Below are 16,498 nucleotides of genomic sequence, written 5' to 3' on the forward strand. Positions count from 1 at the left end.
ATGAGTTTGATTTAGTTATAGGATAATCATTGACCAAGTACATTGGCGATAATCATCAACACATTGGTCTTAAATTACAATTTTATCAAAAATATAGCGCTATTAAACTGAGCAAAATAATGGTTGGATTTTGATCAGAATTCATGATAGAAAATAGAAAATAATTCGAAAATTTAAATCGTAAAGCTGTAGTTTTTACTCGGCAATCAGGAACTCAGGACGAGTTTAAAACGATTAAATCAGCTTTCGGTTATGAGTCATTACATAACAACAATGATGCGTTATTGGGAGTCATTACACATGGAAGTAAATCAGAACAACAACCAATTTGAGTTTTTACCGACTCATATTCACTATTTAATGTATTGGGAAAAGAAATCGCCAAACCAAGATTTCTTGGTTCAGCCTTTACCAAATGGTCAGGTGATTAAATACACTTGGGGAGAAGTGGCCAGTCAAGTCAAAAAAATGGCTGCTTATTTACAATCTTTGAATTTGCCGGGTCGTTCTCAGATTGCAATTTTTGGTAAGAATAGTGCGCATTGGATTATGGCAGATCTTGCAATTTGGATGGCAGGTCATGTGTCGGTTCCTTTATATACGACTCTCAATGGTGAAGGAACCAAATATGTTCTAGATCATAGTGAAACTAAGGCTTTGTTTATCGGTAAATTGGATGGTATTGGAGACAGTTGGAACGATGTGAAACAAATCATCCCGCAAGATATGCATTGTATTAAATTGCCATTGGCACCTGACTATAATGCGCCAACATGGGATGAAATCACTGCGAAAACAGCACCAACCAGTGAGCCTTATTTTCCAAACGAGGATGAGCTTGCGACCATTATTTATACCTCGGGCAGTACAGGTCTACCTAAGGGCGTTATGCAAAGTTATAAGACCTTGCTCTCACCTGCGAGTGAGCTGAAATCTACGTTTGGTGTTTCAGAAAAAGATCGTGCTTTATCTTACTTGCCGCTAGCTCATGTTGCAGAGCGTGTATTTATTCAATCATCCGTGATGATTTGTGGTTTTACCGTTTATTTTGCCAATTCATTAGATACATTTATTGAAGATCTTAATCGTGCAAAACCAACGATCTTCTTTTCTGTGCCACGTTTATGGACTAAATTTTATTTGGGGATTAATGAAAAAATTCCACTTAATGTACAAAACGTGTTGTTTAAAATCCCATTCTTGGGCAATAAGATTAAGCAAAAACTCTTGGCAAAATTGGGTTTGAATCATGTTCGTTATGCTTTAACGGGTTCTGCACCTTTACCCGTAGATATTATTAAATGGTATCGTAATTTGGGCTTAGAGTTGCTTGAAGTTTATGGAATGACAGAAAACTGTGGATACTCGCATATCACACGTATGGGTGAATATATGAGTGGATATGTCGGACATGTTCAAGCACGAGTAGACTGCAAGATTGATGAAAATGGTGAGATTTTAGTCAGAAGCCCAGGAACCATGTTGGGTTATTACAAAAACCCAGAAAAAACAGCTGAAGATTTGACTGAGGATGGCTATTTAAGAACAGGTGACATGGGTGAAATTGATGCGACTGGCCGTCTAAAAATTACTGGACGTGTAAAGGACATCTTTAAAACTCAGAAAGGTAAGTATGTAATGCCTGTACCAATTGAACAAAAGATTGGTAATAACCAAATGATTGAATCTGTCTGTGTTGGTGGTGCAAGCCATAAACAGCCGATCGCCTTTGTGATGTTGGCAGAAGAAATTCGCAATAAATTACAGCAAGATAATAAACGTGATGATATCGAAGCAAAATTAATTGAGTTGAAGAATGAAGTTAATGAAAAGCTTGAGTCACATGAAAAAATTGCATTCTTTGTGGTCATCATGGATTTGTGGACGATGGATAACGATATGTTGACGCCGACTATGAAGATTAAGCGTAATAAAATTGAGGCGAAGTACGAAGCCCTTATTCCAACTTGGGTTGCTCAAAATAAAGAAGTTATTTGGGAAAAGTAATAAAAAAGCCCTTCAACTGAAGGGCTTTTTTTACACTCAGTATTTATTCTTTCAGATGACGTGCGCCTTCTAAAATCATTCGGATCATCGTCATCGTTTGTTCAGCTACAACTTTTCTTTCATCGTGTGGCATGTTGATTAATTTAGCACCCATAGTGAATACTAATTGGGTAATCGCTTTAGCTGCCAATTCTGGGTGCTTGATTTTATGAGGGTTATTTTGCTCAAGACGAACAAGGTCATCCATGAGTTCTTGCTGAAAGTAATTGAGCTGTTTTTCAACCGCCTCTTTATAAGAGGCAGAACCAGTATAACCTTCACGTAACAACAGGCTTAGATTACCTTCGTCAGCATCTAACTGTTCAATAAATACTTCAACTGAACTACGCACAATACTTGAATTGCGAACTGCTTTTAAGCGAGCTTGATGCAAGATTTGACGTAAAACAATACCTGAGCGATCAATCAATTCAATGGCAAGTTCGTCGATATCTTTAAAATGTCTATAAAAACTGTTTGGCGCAATTCCTGCTTCACGGGCAACTTCGCGCAAGCTTAAAGATGCGATGCTTTTTTGAGGTCCGATAAGGTTGAGAGCAGCTTGGAATAATTCTTCTTTCGTGATTGTGGCTTTTCTTCCGACTGTACGTGCAGTTGGATGCTCCAAAATGGATGCGGATTCACTGGCATGTAGAGGAGAAAGAGTAATCGTAGAGCTGCTCATAAATATCAGAAGTTTACAGTTAGAGTTGCATTATATCGCTCTGTGTCAGGATATGGAAATCAATAGATGATATACAAGTGTCTATACAAATATATATACATGTGTATAATAATTCTAAACCCACTGTGATGAGCCCATAATGCAAGCAGTTAAGCCACCTAAAAATTTGATTAGATCCGCAGTAAATGCTGTATTTGATCCGACTGCTGCCAATTTTTGGTTGCAAAAGATCGATCCAATTTGGTCGGTGAATCAATCATTAGGCAAAATTGTTGAACGTACACAAGTTGCAAATGATACGGTCAGCTTAAAAATTGCGGTTAATCGAAAATTTCAGTTTGGTGAAGCAGGGCAACATCATCCAGTTATTGTCACGACACGAGGTCGTTGTTTTGAACGTACCTATAGTTTGACCAAAATCGACACTCAACATGTATTGTTGACTGCTAAGAAAGTCGATCAGGGTGTAGTCAGTTCTTGGATTAACGATATGGCTGAGGTAGGCGATATTGTTGAGTTTGGTGCACCCTATGGAGATATGACACTTGGAAGTGTAAATACACCTCTATTAATGCTGGCCGCAGGGAGTGGTATTACTCCAATGTACAGCTTAATCAAGGCATTATTGCAGCAAGAAAAAAAATTAGTTCAGCCAGTTAAATTGATGTACTGGGCAAAAAAAACAGAAGATTTAGCATTTCAAACAGAGTTGATTGCTTTGGCGAATCAACACTCAAATTTTAATGTTGAATTTTTTACCACTCAAGATGAAGAGGCTGATTCCCGTTTAGAGGATTCTCATTTAACGGCTATCGAATCCTTAGATCAATATACGGTTTATGCATGCGGTCCAGCAGGATTTGTGCAACTTGCTGAACAACTAACTGATAATCGTGTTCATAAATTTAAAGGTGAAGCATTTAGTGTTGAACCATTCATTAGTGATGAGACTGGTTTTGTTCAGGTCACACTTACGAAATCAAATAAGGTCGTCACGATTCCAAAGGGACAATCAATACTTGCAAGTTTAGAGCAACAAAATATTCGCCCACAGCACGGTTGCCGCATGGGGGTATGTAATAAATGTGCATGCCATAAAGCGCAAGGTGCAACTAAAAACCTCGTCAATGGTGCAGAAAATACTGAGCCTGGAAATCTGCTCAAAATCTGTATCAATTCAGCTCAGTCTGATCTCACTATCGACCTATAAGCGAGAATAATCATGAATATGCCAGTTCAAGCACAATATTTCAAAAACCCAAAAAATCGTGAACTCACTGATGCACAACTTGATGAACTCGCACGTGAACTTGATGCAATTAAGCAGGAAGTTCTTGATGATTTAGGTGAAAAAGACGAAAAGTATATTAAGCGAGTGTATGCAGCGATTCGCTACAGTTCAATCCTTGGACGTGCATGCTTATTTGCTGGCTGGTTTCCTCCAGCATGGCTTTTAGGCACAGGCTTGCTTGGTTTTGCCAAAATCATGGAAAACATGGAGTTGGGCCATAATGTGATGCATGGTCAATATGATTGGATGAACGACCCTAAATTTAAAGGGACAACTTACGAATGGGATATCGTCGGCACATCTGATGATTGGCGCCAAACCCACAACTACAAACACCATACCTATACCAATATTAAAGGTATGGATGATGATATTGGTTATGGAATTCTTCGTTTGTTCCCAGAGCAACGCTGGAAAAAAGGATATTTATTACAACCACTTTACAGTATTCCATTCTGTTTGTTATTCCAGTGGGGTGTAGCGATTCAGAACTTAGAAATTGGTAAGCGCTTAAAAGGGCGCATGACCAAAGAAGAATTTCAACAACGTTTGAACCCGATGAAAAAGAAAATGGGGAAACAGTTATTTAAAGATTATGTTTTCTTCCCACTCATCGCTGGTCCTGCAGCATTACCCGTTTTAACAGGTAATTTAGTCGCTAATGGTATTCGTAATATTTGGACATTCAGTATTATTTTCTGCGGTCATTTCACCAAAGATGTGGAAGTTTTCCCGAAGTCAGTTTTAGAAAATGAAAGCCGTGGCCATTGGTATATGCGTCAAATTCGTGGGTCTTCTAACCTCACAGGTTCAGAAGGATTCCATATTCTGACGGGGCATCTGAGTCATCAGATTGAGCATCATCTTTATCCAGATATTCCTGCTCGACGTTACCGTCAAATGGGGCCTAAAGTGAAAGCGGTGTGTGAAAAATACGGCTTGAATTACAATAATGCGAGTTTATTTAAACAATATGGTCAGGTTTTGGGACGTATTGTGAAATATGCCTTCCCATTTAAAAAGTAAGGAACAAAAAAAGCCACTTATTGAGTGGCTTTTTGAACTTTAATAGCAAACTATTTTAATTGAATTGATCCATTTGCATTGACTGTGATTGTTGATTCTCCAGCAGCCATATTTTGTGAGTCTGCAACGGGTGCACTCTCTACAACCATTGCGGCACGTGCCATGGCCAATGGTCTTGGTGAATAATTATTGGTGTTCATATTCAAGTTAACCAAGTTATAACTAGAACGATTCCAAGCTTTAGTGAGAACCTGAGCGCGCTGTTGGAAATTTTGCGTGGCTTCAGTCAATAACTCATTTTCAACCTGCTTTCGTTTTTCAGTGGAAACAGTGAAATTAATCGATTGTGTTTGAAAATCTTGTTGTAACTCGCTAATTAATTGGCTCGCTGCTTTAAAATCTTTGCTTTCAATATTCACTTCAGCGCGGCCGCGCCATTCCTTCAGTTTTGTTGAATTGTTGTTGTCATAGACAGGGTAAGTGGTCTGAGAACCTGTTTCGACCTTAACTTGGGGGTATTTTTTACTGATGTTGATGGCCTGATTCATCAATTGAGTCATTTGTGTTGAAAGTTGTGCAGGCTGTTTATTACTTTTTTCAATAAATAGAATGGCGTGCATTTCATCATTAGAGACTTGTTTAGAAGCGTCTGCTTGAAGATTAATAATATTAGTTTTAGGTTCTGTGTCAGCAAGTACCGAAAAGCTAATCCCGGTAGCTAAGATCAATAGTGGCAGTTTTAATAATTTCATTGTTATCTCTGTATCTTCACCTGATGAATATTCTACAGAATATTCTAATCTTTTTTGATGGAGAGAAAATGTGATTATTTGGTGATGAGATAGTAGCAATTGTAATATTCAACACCGATTTTACGACTTAAGTCGCCTTAACAAGGCTTTTAAAATGTATTTTAATTGAATTGTAGTTGAACAATAAAAGAATATAACTTGTCTTTGGATTAGTGCATTAATAATTTGTAATTCATGGATAATTCTATTATCAATGGTCTAATAAGTAGTATTAGAAATAGATTAAACATTCTGTATATTTAAATAATAAAATTTTAAAAACATGTAAAACAATAAGATAGTGTCTTCATTTGATAAATTATTTATAGTCTGAAACTATTGTCATAAAGAAAATAAGTATTGGCATATAGGTCAAGATTTTTCCATTCTAGCTCTCATCAGAGATGCAGGTATCTCTCTAAAAGAATTTGTCCTTTAGAAGGTTGTTTTCAAGCAATTTCCTAAGGTCAAATAGATCATCGAATGAAGTTGAAGGAAGTCTTGATGTCTAATTCTGCTGTAGTTGAATCAGTAGCACAAGCGTTACGAACTGCTGAATTATCACAAAGTGCAATCGCACCAATTCGCCCAACGTTGGGTGGTGAAGCTGCTGATGTAGATATCGCTTACGCTGTACAAGAAGTGAATACAGCGCGTGCCTTATCAGAAGGTCGTCGTTTAGTTGGGCGTAAAATCGGTTTGACATCAAAAGTGGTTCAAGCACAACTCGGTGTAGATCAACCTGACTTCGGTATGCTGTTTGCAGACATGGCTTATGGTGATGGAGAGGCGATTCCTGCAGGTCTATTGATCCAACCTAAAGTAGAAGCGGAAATTGCTTTGGTGATCAAACAAGATTTAACGAAAGAAAAACACACTTATGCTGACATTATCAGCGCGACTGATTATGCACTTCCTGCTGTTGAGGTGGTGGATAGTCGAATTGAAAACTGGAAGATCAGTTTGATTGACACTGTCGCAGATAATGCATCTTCAGCTGCATTTGTATTGGGTTCACGTCCTGTAAAACTTGATAACCTTGATCTAGTGAATTGTAAAATGATCATGACACGTGGTGAAGAAGTCGTGTCTCAAGGTGTTGGTAAGGCTTGCTTAGCAAACCCTTTAAATGCAGCTGTCTGGCTTGCTGATGAAATGGTACGTCGTGGTCGTCCATTGTTAGCTGGTGACATTATTTTAACAGGTGCATTAGGCCCTATGGTTGTAGCAAACCCAGGTGATGAATTCAAAGTTGAGATTGAAGGCTTTGGTTCAGTGACTGCTGCTTTCGCTGCTGAATAAGTCGGAATTTTGAGAGAGTACGTTAATGAAAAAGATTAAATGTGCAATGATCGGACCAGGTAACATTGGTACTGATTTGCTTTACAAACTTCAACGTAGCGAATGGTTAGAGCCAGTTTGGATGGTGGGTATCGATCCTACTTCTGAAGGTCTTGCTCGTGCTGCGAAAATGGGTTTAAAAACCACTGCAGAAGGGGTTGATGGTCTTCTTCCTCACGTCATTGAAGATGATATCAAAATTGCTTTTGATGCAACGTCTGCATATGTACATGCTGAAAACAGCCGCAAGTTAAATGAACTTGGTGTACTGATGATTGACTTAACACCTGCTGCAATTGGTCCTTTCTGTGTTCCACCTGTGAACTTAGAAGCTTTACTTGCAGAAGGTGAAGTGCCTAACGTGAATATGGTAACGTGTGGTGGTCAGGCGACAATTCCTATGGTTGCAGCAGTTTCACGTGTTCAACCTGTTGAATATGGTGAGATCATCGCGACTGTGTCTACAAAATCTGTAGGTCCTGGTACACGTAAAAACATCGACGAATTCACACGTACAACTGCGGGTGCTATTGAGAAAGTTGGTGGTGCGAAAAAAGGTAAAGCGATCATCATCATTAACCCTGCTGAGCCACCACTTATGATGCGTGACACAGTACACTGTCTTGTTGAAGGTGAGCCAGATCAAGCTGCGATCACTGAATCAGTTCACGCGATGATTAAAGAAGTGCAAAAATATGTACCAGGTTACAAACTTGTAAATGGTCCAATTTTTGATGGTAACCGTGTTTCTATCTTCTTGGAAGTAGAAGGTTTGGGTGATTTCTTGCCGAAATATGCAGGTAACCTCGACATTATGACAGCTGCAGCTGCTCGTACAGCAGAAATGTTTGCTGAACACGTATTCAACAAAGAAGAAGCTTAAGGAGCAACCGCATGTCTAAGATTATTGTTCATGATATGACTTTACGTGATGGTATGCATCCGCAGCGCCATCAAACGACTGTTGAGCAAATGATTGCAATTTCAACAGCACTTGATGATGCAGGCGTACCATTAATTGAAGTCACTCACGGTGACGGCCTTGGTGGTTCATCAGTAAACTACGGTTTTGCTGCTGCGACTGACGAAGAATACTTGTCTGCTGTTGTACCGCGTATGAAGAATGCAAAAGTTTCTGCACTTCTTCTTCCTGGTATCGGTACGGTTGACCACTTGAAAATGGCACATGAAATCGGTGTATCAACGATTCGTGTTGCAACTCACTGTACTGAAGCTGACTGTTCTGAACAGCACATCACCGCTGCGCGTAAATTAGAAATGGACACAGTGGGCTTCTTAATGTTGGCTCACATGGCATCTCCAGAGCGTCTTTTAGAAGAAGCGAAGAAGATGGTGTCTTACGGTGCAAACTGTATTTATGTGACTGACTCAGCAGGTTACATGCTTCCTCAAGATGTAATTGATCGCGTTGGACACTTACGTCAACACTTGGACCCAAGCATTGAGTTGGGTTTCCACGGTCACCACAACTTAGGTATGGGTGTATCAAATACTGTTGCTGCTGTTGAAGCAGGCGCGGTACGTGTTGACTTGGCATCTGCAGGTCTCGGTGCGGGTGCAGGTAACACACCACTTGAATTGTTCATCGCTGTTGCAAATCGTATGGGTATGGACACAGGCGTTGACTTGTTCAAAGTACAAGATGTTGCTGAAGATCTCGTGATTCCAATGATGCACAACCCAATTCGTGCAGACCGTGATGCAGCTACTTTAGGTTATGCGGGTGTTTACTCTTCATTCCTATTGTTCGCTAAACGTGCTGAAGCGAAATATGGCGTATCTGCGCGTGAAATCTTAATGGAGCTTGGTCGCCGTGGTACTGTTGGTGGTCAGGAAGACATGATTGAAGATCTAGCTTTGACTATGGCTAAAGCAAAAGAACTTAACGCATAATTTAAAAGTGATTTGAAAGAGCACTCTTAGGAGTGCTTTTTTTATGAATTTAGAAAAGATACATATAAAAAAACAATTGCGTGAGATGTTTGGGTGCTTATATTGAGTGATTTGGTGTAGAGCGTATCGTGATTGTTAAACTTAAAAACTATTAAATAAAATGGCAAAATGCTTCTGGGTTAATTTGTAAGATATTAAAATATAATAAATTATCCATAGTAAAAGTTAATTTGCTTAGTTACTGAGCTATTATTAATTGTTTATAACAATGAGAGTTTTTAAAGTATTGTTTTTCATCGGAAAAGTCTAAATTTTTTTTAGACTCTAGTCTGATTTCTTCAGAGTGCACAATTTAGCAATATGCTCATCAACGCTGATTTGAGTATAGGATGAAGCCATGCGTCATCAAAAATTATGGCTAGCAATGATTGCTGCAACAACTCTAGGGACAACTGCTGCTCACGCGAATTTTGTGGCTGATTCAAATGTTCAGCTTAAATTTAAAAATTTCTATTTAGAACGTAATTACGATACAGCACCAAATCTAGATTATGGTAACTGGACGCAAGCAATCACTTTAGATGCTAAATCGGGTTATCACGATATTGGTGCAGGCATTCAAGTGGGTGCAGACCTTTTGGCACAATATGCGGTTGGCTTAAAGTCTCAAGGCACTGTCGATGATATTCACATGCCATATGATTATGCGAACAAAAAAGTTGAAAAAGATAACGCAAAATTAGGCGCAACATTAAAAGTTAAATACGCAAAAACTGAGTTAAAAGTAGGTGATTTATTACCAATGTCACCGGTATTGTTTTTTGATCCATCACGTCAATTACTTACGACATACAGTGGTGCTTGGTTAGAATCAAAAGACATCAAAGATACTAAACTCACTTTAGCTTATATTGATGGGATTAATGCACGTTACGACAACCAATACCAAGACTTTAGCTTATTTCCAAATAATAACTTTGCCACTGCCAAAACAAATAGTGATGGCATATATATTGCGGGTGTAGATCATCAATTTACACCAGAAATTGGTGGTAGCTATTGGTATGCCGATGTAACAGACATCTATCAACAACATTATGCAGCAGCAACATTCAAGACAAACTTAACTGAGAAAACTAAGCTGGATAGCCATGTTCGCTACTTTGATAACAGTGATTCAGGCGACAAGTTATACGGTGAAATCGACAGTCAAGCGGTTTCTGTAGGTACGAAAATTAACCATGGTATGCACACGGTTCAATTGGGCTACCAACAAATGTTTGGTGACATGGGTGGTTCAGGCATGTTCCCAACATTGGGCGGTTGGGTGCCACAGCCGTATTTAGATAACTGGTCTGTTGCAAGCTTTATTCGTAAAGATGAGAAATCTTGGAGCGTTGGTTATACCTATAATTTTAAAGAAATGGGTGTCCCAGGATTATCGGCAACTGTGCGTCATTTCCAAGGTTGGAATATTGATACTACAACACCAGGTCGAGGTCGTGAGAACGAAAATAATGTGATTGTGAACTATGTTGTGCCAGAAGGTAAGTACAAAGGTCTTGGTTTCAACTACATGTTCATTGATACTAATTATAACAACATCAATGCTCCAGGCACCTTGAGTGATTTAGAAGAGCATCGTGTGGCGTTAAGTTATAGTTATAAATTCTGAAGAATGAAATTGATCTCGATATGATGAGTAAGGATTATATCGAGATCTTATTAAGTCATATTCAGAGGGTGAATATTGATTTTAAAAAAATAAGGAAAAACAGCAATTTATTTAATTGGTAAAAAGATGGATGCAATCGTAAATTTATATCAGTTGAAAGGTACAGAGCAGTTAATATAAGCCTGTAAAACTATCATTTGTAAACATCAACTGATGATTGTTTCACAAATATATGATCAGTTATAGACAGTAGAGGACTATGATGAGCACTGTGCAAATCCCAGAATACAAAACGGATTCATTCTTTGGTTTAGAAGATAAATGGATCGAAACTGCTGAAGGTGAGTTAACCCATTATCATGAAATTGGTGAAGGCACGCCTATTTTATTCCTTCATGGTTCTGGTACTGGTGTATCAGCAGCTGCTAACTGGTGGTTGAATTTACCTGCAATTGGTGAGCAAGCGCGTTGTATCGCAATTGATACCATTGGTTATGGTCAAACGGTCGTTGCACCAGGAACTCAATACGGTATCCGTGCATGGGTTGATCATGCAATTCGTACTCTTGATGCACTTGGTATTGAAAAAACATGGTTAGTAGGTAATTCGCTAGGTGGTTGGTTAGCATTCCAATTGGCACTTGATTATCCAGAGCGTGTACTCGGTATTGTTTCAATGGGTACAGGTGGTGCAAAACAAACTGCAGCCCTAAAAGCGCATGCAAACCCAGTTTTAACAGAAGAAGGTATTCGTAAGACACTTTCAATGTTCGTTGTAAATAAAGACTTAATTACAGATGAGCTGGTAAAAGTACGTTTTGATTCTGCGGCGAATGACTACGCATCTGATCGTTTAATGGATGTTGTGGGTGCGCGTGACCGTGATCGTTTCGAGTTCCCATTAGACTTTGAAAAAATGAAAGATATTACAGTTCCTGTATTATTGATTCATGGTACTCAAGATGTGGTGATTCCTGTGTCTCGTACTTGGGACATTTTAAATATCGTTCCTAATGCTGATGCACATATTTTCAGTCAGTGCGGTCACTGGTCACAAGTTGAAAAAGCAGAAGAATTTAATACGTTGATCAAAAATTATCTAGCAGTTCATGGTGTTAAATAATTTCAGATCCTAAAAAACTAAAAAGAGGATGATTTAATCATCCTCTTTTTTAAAACTGAAAATACAGAACATGTGTTTAATACGTTTAAATCTGCATATTGATAATCAATATTGAGCATTGATCTGTTTTAATTTATTAGACTTAAGTGGTAGAGCAAGTCTAGTTAGTTAATGGGTTGTTTAAAAATTAGTCTAATCTAAAGCCTGAATTCATACAATTTATGATGATATTCGTAAAACTTTATTAGACTAAAGTCTAAGACTGATGGTTGAAATAAAAAATAAAAATCACCGCTATGTTTAACGGTGATCATTAATTTGAAAAAAAATTAATTAATTACGATTAATATCAAGGTAAAAAACAGAGCTCAGTAAGTCCATAAATTTTTTGACGCCTTCTGAGTTAGTACTTTTTCTATAGCTTGCAAATAAATCGATTGAAGGTAATTCCACGTCTAGCGGTCGAATCACGGTGTTGTTCATCGTCAGTGGTGCGATATATCCAGGTAGAAAAGTACAGCCCAGGTTCATGCCAATAGAATTAATGTTAAAGAGGATATTGTCTGCAGTTTGAACAATATTTAAATTGATTTGATGGTATTTTGCAAAATCTAGAATGATCTTATTTAGGGTTTGAGATTGCTGTTCAGAAGGAATAATGAAATCGATTCCATCGAGCTCTTTTACTGGAATGCGATCGTATTTAGCGAGTGGATGATCTTTGGGGAGTAAGAAAATCAAAGGTTCTCGTAAAACAAATTGACTTTCGATTTCATCACTAAATAGATTTTGACGAGTAAAAGCGATATCAATTTCGCCTTTTTTTAACATTTTTGACTGATCGGAGTTGTTTAAGCTTAACAATTCAATCTTTAAATCCCGGTTTTGAACACGAAGATTAGGGAGAACGTAAGGAAAAATTTTCATTTCAACGACGGGAACAAAGCCGATACGTAACAATTGCTGTTTAGATTTGGCAATCTGACGAGTCATTGCGACTGCTTTGTCTGCTTGGGCTATCGTGAGGCGAGCTTGTTCAAGGAAGACTTGACCCTCCTCAGTGAGTTCTACCTTACGTTTTGTACGATAAAGCAAAGGGACGCCAATTTCATCTTCAAGATCTTTAATCTGCTGGCTCAATGATGGCTGAGCAGTATAAAGGCGCAAGGCTGCTTTGGTGAAGTTGAGTTCTTCTGCCACAGCAATGAAATATCGTAGGTGTCGTAGTTCCATAAAAAAATCATCCAAAGATTGATTCATATAATGTCTAAATATGATCAAGTGCGAGTATAGTTCACAAATGGATATTCGGTGAAGTGGGGCTGAGCATATTGAAATATCAACGTTATTATTAAAATATGGTAAAATTCACGTATTGAGCGATTGATTAATTTATCGATAAAACATCTTGATTCAAACAAAAAAAATATTTCCCCAAAACTCGTTCAAAACTCATTATCTCTGCAAAGTTGAGTCTATTAGTTTGTGTCTAATTTAGTCACAGGAGAGCTTTTCATGAGTGGGAAAATTGATGTGCGCGAAATCGATGCTTTAGTCGATGCACAAAATGGACGTATCACGCCATCTATTTATACAGATCCAGATATCTATGAACTAGAACTTGAACGTGTGTTCGGTCGTACATGGTTATTCCTTTGCCATGAAAGCCAAATTCCAAAGGCTGGTGATTTCTTCAATACCTATATGGGTGAAGATCCGATCATCGTGGTACGTCAAAAAGACGGTTCAATCAAAGCATTGTTAAACCAATGTCGTCACCGTTCAATGCGCGTGAGCTTTGCTGACTGCGGTAACACTCGTGCATTTACATGTCCATACCATGGTTGGTCTTATGGCGTAGACGGCTCTCTTAAAGATATTCCTCTTGAAGATCGTGCATTCCCTCAAGGCGCATGTAAAGAGAAGTGGAGTTTGATCGAAGTAAACCGTGTGAAGTCTTATAAAGGCTTAATCTTCGGTTGTTGGGATGAAACAACTCCAGATCTTGAAGAATACATGGGTGATATCGCTTGGTACTTAGACGGCGTATTAGATCGTCGTCCAGGTGGTACTGAGATCATCGGTGGTGTTCATAAGTGGGAAATCGAATGTAACTGGAAATTTGCGGCTGAACAGTTTGCATCTGACCAATATCATGCATTGTTCTCTCACGCATCTGCGATTCAAGTATTAGGTGCTAAACCTGATGACGAATCTACTAAGAAATTAGGTGCTGCGCAAACTGCACGTCCTGTATGGGAAACTGCGAAAGACGCAATCCAATATGGTTCACGTGGTCACGGTTCAGGCTTTTTCTTTACAGAGAAACCAGATGCAAACGTATGGGTTGATGGTGAAGTAGCAAACTATTTCCGCGAAACTTACGAAGAAGTTAAAGAGCGTCTTGGTGAAATCCGTGCGTTACGTCTTGCTGGTCACAACACGATGTTCCCAACATTGTCTTGGTTAAACGGTACAGCAACACTTCGCGTATGGCATCCACGTGGTCCAAACAAAACTGAAGTATGGGCGTTCTGTATTGCGGATGCTGAAGCGTCACAAGAAGTGAAAGAAGCGTTTGAACGTTCTGCGACACGTGCATTTGGTCCAGCTGGTTTCTTAGAGCAAGATGACTCTGAAAACTGGATCGAAATTCAAAAAGTCTTACGTGGTTACAAAGCGCGTCAAAATAAACTCATTATGGAAATGGGTCTTGGTAACGAGAAAATTCGTGAAGATGGTATCCCTGGTATCACTAACTATATTTTCTCAGAAACTGCGGCACGCGGCATGTACCGTCGTTGGGCAGACTTGCTAATCCATGAAAAATGGGAAGATGTTGAGAAAGCAGCTGACGAATATGAGAAGGAGCTTATGAAATGAGTCAAGTGAGTTTAGAACTTCACCATCAAATTAGTCAATTCCTCTATCGTGAAGCGAAATTGCTTGACGATTGGAAATTTCGCGATTGGTTAGATACGTTAGCTGAAGATATTTCTTACACGCTACGTACAACACCAAATGCTCAAACGCGTGACCGTCGTCGTTCAATTGAACCACCTACAACTTGGGTGTTCAATGATACGAAAGATCTTTTAGAGCGTCGTGTTGCTCGTCTTGAAACAGGTATGGCGTGGGCTGAAGAGCCTCCATCACGTACAACCCATATGGTGAGTAACGTGATCGTAGAAGCTACTGAAGTTGAAGGCGAATACGATGTATACGTTACATATCTTTTGTACCGTACACAAAAAGAGAAAGATGTCACGATTTACTGTGGTAAACGTCATGACAAGATCCGTAAAGTTGAAGGTGGCTTAGGCTTCCAAATTTTCAACCGTAAGATCACGCTTGATCAAGTTACCTATAACTCTCACAACCTGAGTGTATTCTTCTAATGAATAAGATTTTTGTTTGCCAAGTTGACGAATTAGACGAAGGCGAAGCGTTGAAAGTAGATTGCGGCGTTAACGGTATCGATGCGCTTGCAGTGTTTAACAATGGTGGTGAGTTCTTCGCAATGAATGACCGTTGTTCTCATGGTAATGCTTCAATGTCAGAAGGTTATCTTGAAGACGATGGCACTGTCGAATGCCCATTGCATTCAGCTCGCTTCTGTTTAAAAACCGGTCAAGCATTATGTTTACCAGCGACAGATCCAATTCAAACTTTCCCAGTGATTGTTGAAGATGGTGCGTTATACGTTGAGATGGCAGGAGAGTAATCATGGGTTGGCTTAAAGGCGAAGTTGCACTGATCACAGGTGGTGGTTCTGGTTTAGGTTGGGCTTTAGTTGAACGCTTCCTTGAAGAAGGTGCACACGTTGGTGTGTTACAACGTTCACAATCTAAAGTCGATGCTTTAAAAGAACGCTTTGGTGATCAAATTGTTGCAATCGCTGGTGATGTTGCCAACTATGAAGACAATGTCCGTGCTGTAAAAGCAACTGTTGAGCGTTTTGGTAAGCTTGATTGCTTTATTGGTAATGCAGGAATCTGGGATCACTACGCAGATATCGTCAATACTTCAGGTGAGCAACTTGATAAAGCGTTTGACGAAATCATGGGAATTAATACGAAAGCATTAATTCTAGGTGCTAAAGCTGCACTTGATGAGTTAGTAAAATCTGAAGGTTCGATAATCTTCACACTATCTAACTCAGCATTATATTCTGCGGGTGGTGGTCCAGTTTACACAGCATCTAAGCATGCTGGCGTAGGCATCATGAAGGAATTGGCGTACGAGCTTGCACCCAAAGTTCGTGTGAATGCTGTTGCGCCGTCAGGTATGAATGTAAACATTAAAGGTGCTGCATCATTAGGCCAAGAAAATCTAGGTCTTTTAGATGCGCGTGATCCTGAGAAAATCGCGCGTGGTATGCCGTTGAACTTCTTACCTGAGCCTGAAGAAATGACAGGTTCTTATGTGCTCTTGGCATCTCGTCAAAATAACCGACCTTTAACTGGTGTTCTGATCAATGCAGAATGTGGTTTGGGTATTCGTGGTCTACGTCAACCACGTGCTGGTTTCTTTGACGAATAAAATCTAGTCTAAAAAATGGACTTATCGGCAGCCTGTTCTAAGGCTGCCTTCCTTTTAAGGAGTC

15 protein-coding genes are annotated in these 16,498 nt (G+C 39.1%); 12 read left to right on the top strand and 3 right to left on the bottom strand.

Going from position 1 to position 16,498, the window contains the following annotated elements:
- Positions 1–300 precede the first annotated feature (300 nt).
- On the top strand, positions 301–2,007 hold the full coding sequence (locus tag AC1M9L_RS03830; RefSeq protein ID WP_481591385.1) for an AMP-binding protein: 1,707 nt from the start codon (positions 301–303) through the stop codon (positions 2,005–2,007).
- A 43-nt stretch (positions 2,008–2,050) separates the two neighbouring features.
- Here AC1M9L_RS03830 and fabR read toward each other — a convergent pair whose 3' ends face one another.
- Positions 2,051–2,731 (bottom strand): HTH-type transcriptional repressor FabR, encoded by a 681-nt coding sequence (gene fabR, locus AC1M9L_RS03835; RefSeq protein WP_035267148.1) that lies wholly within the window; start codon positions 2,729–2,731, stop codon positions 2,051–2,053.
- A 139-nt stretch (positions 2,732–2,870) separates the two neighbouring features.
- Between fabR and AC1M9L_RS03840 the strand changes: the two genes are divergently transcribed.
- The gene (locus AC1M9L_RS03840; RefSeq protein ID WP_481591386.1) at positions 2,871–3,941 is read left to right on the top strand and encodes a flavin reductase family protein; all 1,071 of its coding nucleotides are present in this window, start codon (positions 2,871–2,873) and stop codon (positions 3,939–3,941) included.
- 12 nt (positions 3,942–3,953) lie between these two features.
- Positions 3,954–5,048 carry a fatty acid desaturase family protein gene (locus AC1M9L_RS03845; RefSeq protein WP_179997864.1) on the top strand — a complete coding sequence of 365 codons (1,095 nt, stop codon included), beginning with the start codon at positions 3,954–3,956 and terminating at the stop codon, positions 5,046–5,048.
- Between the two features lie 50 nt (positions 5,049–5,098).
- On the opposite strand, the gene AC1M9L_RS03850 is transcribed toward AC1M9L_RS03845, so the two are convergent.
- The gene (locus tag AC1M9L_RS03850) at positions 5,099–5,800 is read right to left on the bottom strand and encodes an SIMPL domain-containing protein (RefSeq protein ID WP_481591387.1); all 702 of its coding nucleotides are present in this window, start codon (positions 5,798–5,800) and stop codon (positions 5,099–5,101) included.
- Between the two features lie 543 nt (positions 5,801–6,343).
- On the opposite strand from AC1M9L_RS03850, the gene AC1M9L_RS03855 reads away from it, so the two are divergent.
- The 5 genes from AC1M9L_RS03855 (at position 6,344) to AC1M9L_RS03875 (ending at position 11,892) form a co-directional block, all read left to right on the top strand.
- Positions 6,344–7,141, top strand: a complete 798-nt coding sequence (locus AC1M9L_RS03855) for a 2-keto-4-pentenoate hydratase (protein ID WP_180028836.1) — start codon at positions 6,344–6,346, stop codon at positions 7,139–7,141.
- A gap of 25 nt (positions 7,142–7,166) precedes the next feature.
- Positions 7,167–8,063: an acetaldehyde dehydrogenase (acetylating) gene (locus tag AC1M9L_RS03860; protein ID WP_035267137.1), complete on the top strand. Its 897-nt coding sequence runs from the start codon at positions 7,167–7,169 to the stop codon at positions 8,061–8,063.
- Positions 8,064–8,074: 11 nt separating this feature from the next.
- Positions 8,075–9,094, top strand: a complete 1,020-nt coding sequence (gene dmpG / locus AC1M9L_RS03865) for a 4-hydroxy-2-oxovalerate aldolase (protein WP_092767099.1) — start codon at positions 8,075–8,077, stop codon at positions 9,092–9,094.
- Positions 9,095–9,491: 397 nt separating this feature from the next.
- Complete coding sequence (locus tag AC1M9L_RS03870; RefSeq protein WP_481591388.1) at positions 9,492–10,769, top strand: OprD family outer membrane porin; 1,278 nt, start codon at positions 9,492–9,494, stop codon at positions 10,767–10,769.
- 262 nt (positions 10,770–11,031) lie between these two features.
- Positions 11,032–11,892: an alpha/beta fold hydrolase gene (locus tag AC1M9L_RS03875; protein ID WP_481591389.1), complete on the top strand. Its 861-nt coding sequence runs from the start codon at positions 11,032–11,034 to the stop codon at positions 11,890–11,892.
- Positions 11,893–12,225: 333 nt separating this feature from the next.
- Here AC1M9L_RS03875 and hcaR read toward each other — a convergent pair whose 3' ends face one another.
- Positions 12,226–13,125 carry a DNA-binding transcriptional regulator HcaR gene (gene hcaR, locus AC1M9L_RS03880; RefSeq protein WP_035267131.1) on the bottom strand — a complete coding sequence of 300 codons (900 nt, stop codon included), beginning with the start codon at positions 13,123–13,125 and terminating at the stop codon, positions 12,226–12,228.
- Positions 13,126–13,407: 282 nt separating this feature from the next.
- Here hcaR and hcaE point away from each other — a divergent pair, with 282 nt between their 5' ends.
- Genes hcaE through hcaB form a run of 4 tightly spaced genes read left to right on the top strand, consistent with a single transcriptional unit; the run spans position 13,408 to position 16,434 of the window.
- Positions 13,408–14,775, top strand: a complete 1,368-nt coding sequence (gene hcaE, locus AC1M9L_RS03885) for a 3-phenylpropionate/cinnamic acid dioxygenase subunit alpha (protein WP_092767097.1) — start codon at positions 13,408–13,410, stop codon at positions 14,773–14,775.
- Positions 14,772–15,290, top strand: a complete 519-nt coding sequence (gene hcaF / locus AC1M9L_RS03890; protein WP_035267127.1) for a 3-phenylpropionate/cinnamic acid dioxygenase subunit beta — start codon at positions 14,772–14,774, stop codon at positions 15,288–15,290. The genes hcaE and hcaF overlap by 4 nt, the downstream gene beginning before the upstream one ends.
- Positions 15,290–15,616 carry a 3-phenylpropionate/cinnamic acid dioxygenase ferredoxin subunit gene (gene hcaC, locus AC1M9L_RS03895; protein WP_005181999.1) on the top strand — a complete coding sequence of 109 codons (327 nt, stop codon included), beginning with the start codon at positions 15,290–15,292 and terminating at the stop codon, positions 15,614–15,616. Before hcaF ends, hcaC begins: the two co-directional genes overlap by 1 nt.
- Before the next feature lie 2 nt (positions 15,617–15,618).
- The gene (hcaB, locus tag AC1M9L_RS03900) at positions 15,619–16,434 is read left to right on the top strand and encodes a 3-phenylpropionate-dihydrodiol/cinnamic acid-dihydrodiol dehydrogenase (protein WP_035267124.1); all 816 of its coding nucleotides are present in this window, start codon (positions 15,619–15,621) and stop codon (positions 16,432–16,434) included.
- The last annotated feature ends 64 nt before the right edge of the window (positions 16,435–16,498 follow it).

It is taken from the genome of Acinetobacter sp. ANC_7511, assembly GCF_056779975.1.

Coding starts and splice junctions, on each gene's coding strand:
- AC1M9L_RS03830 (WP_481591385.1), top strand. CDS start 301: ATGGAAGTAAATCAGAACAACAACCAATTTGAGTTTTTACCGACTCAT.
- fabR (WP_035267148.1), bottom strand. CDS start 2,731: ATGAGCAGCTCTACGATTACTCTTTCTCCTCTACATGCCAGTGAATCC.
- AC1M9L_RS03840 (WP_481591386.1), top strand. CDS start 2,871: ATGCAAGCAGTTAAGCCACCTAAAAATTTGATTAGATCCGCAGTAAAT.
- AC1M9L_RS03845 (WP_179997864.1), top strand. CDS start 3,954: ATGAATATGCCAGTTCAAGCACAATATTTCAAAAACCCAAAAAATCGT.
- AC1M9L_RS03850 (WP_481591387.1), bottom strand. CDS start 5,800: ATGAAATTATTAAAACTGCCACTATTGATCTTAGCTACCGGGATTAGC.
- AC1M9L_RS03855 (WP_180028836.1), top strand. CDS start 6,344: ATGTCTAATTCTGCTGTAGTTGAATCAGTAGCACAAGCGTTACGAACT.
- AC1M9L_RS03860 (WP_035267137.1), top strand. CDS start 7,167: ATGAAAAAGATTAAATGTGCAATGATCGGACCAGGTAACATTGGTACT.
- dmpG (WP_092767099.1), top strand. CDS start 8,075: ATGTCTAAGATTATTGTTCATGATATGACTTTACGTGATGGTATGCAT.
- AC1M9L_RS03870 (WP_481591388.1), top strand. CDS start 9,492: ATGCGTCATCAAAAATTATGGCTAGCAATGATTGCTGCAACAACTCTA.
- AC1M9L_RS03875 (WP_481591389.1), top strand. CDS start 11,032: ATGAGCACTGTGCAAATCCCAGAATACAAAACGGATTCATTCTTTGGT.
- hcaR (WP_035267131.1), bottom strand. CDS start 13,125: ATGGAACTACGACACCTACGATATTTCATTGCTGTGGCAGAAGAACTC.
- hcaE (WP_092767097.1), top strand. CDS start 13,408: ATGAGTGGGAAAATTGATGTGCGCGAAATCGATGCTTTAGTCGATGCA.
- hcaF (WP_035267127.1), top strand. CDS start 14,772: ATGAGTCAAGTGAGTTTAGAACTTCACCATCAAATTAGTCAATTCCTC.
- hcaC (WP_005181999.1), top strand. CDS start 15,290: ATGAATAAGATTTTTGTTTGCCAAGTTGACGAATTAGACGAAGGCGAA.
- hcaB (WP_035267124.1), top strand. CDS start 15,619: ATGGGTTGGCTTAAAGGCGAAGTTGCACTGATCACAGGTGGTGGTTCT.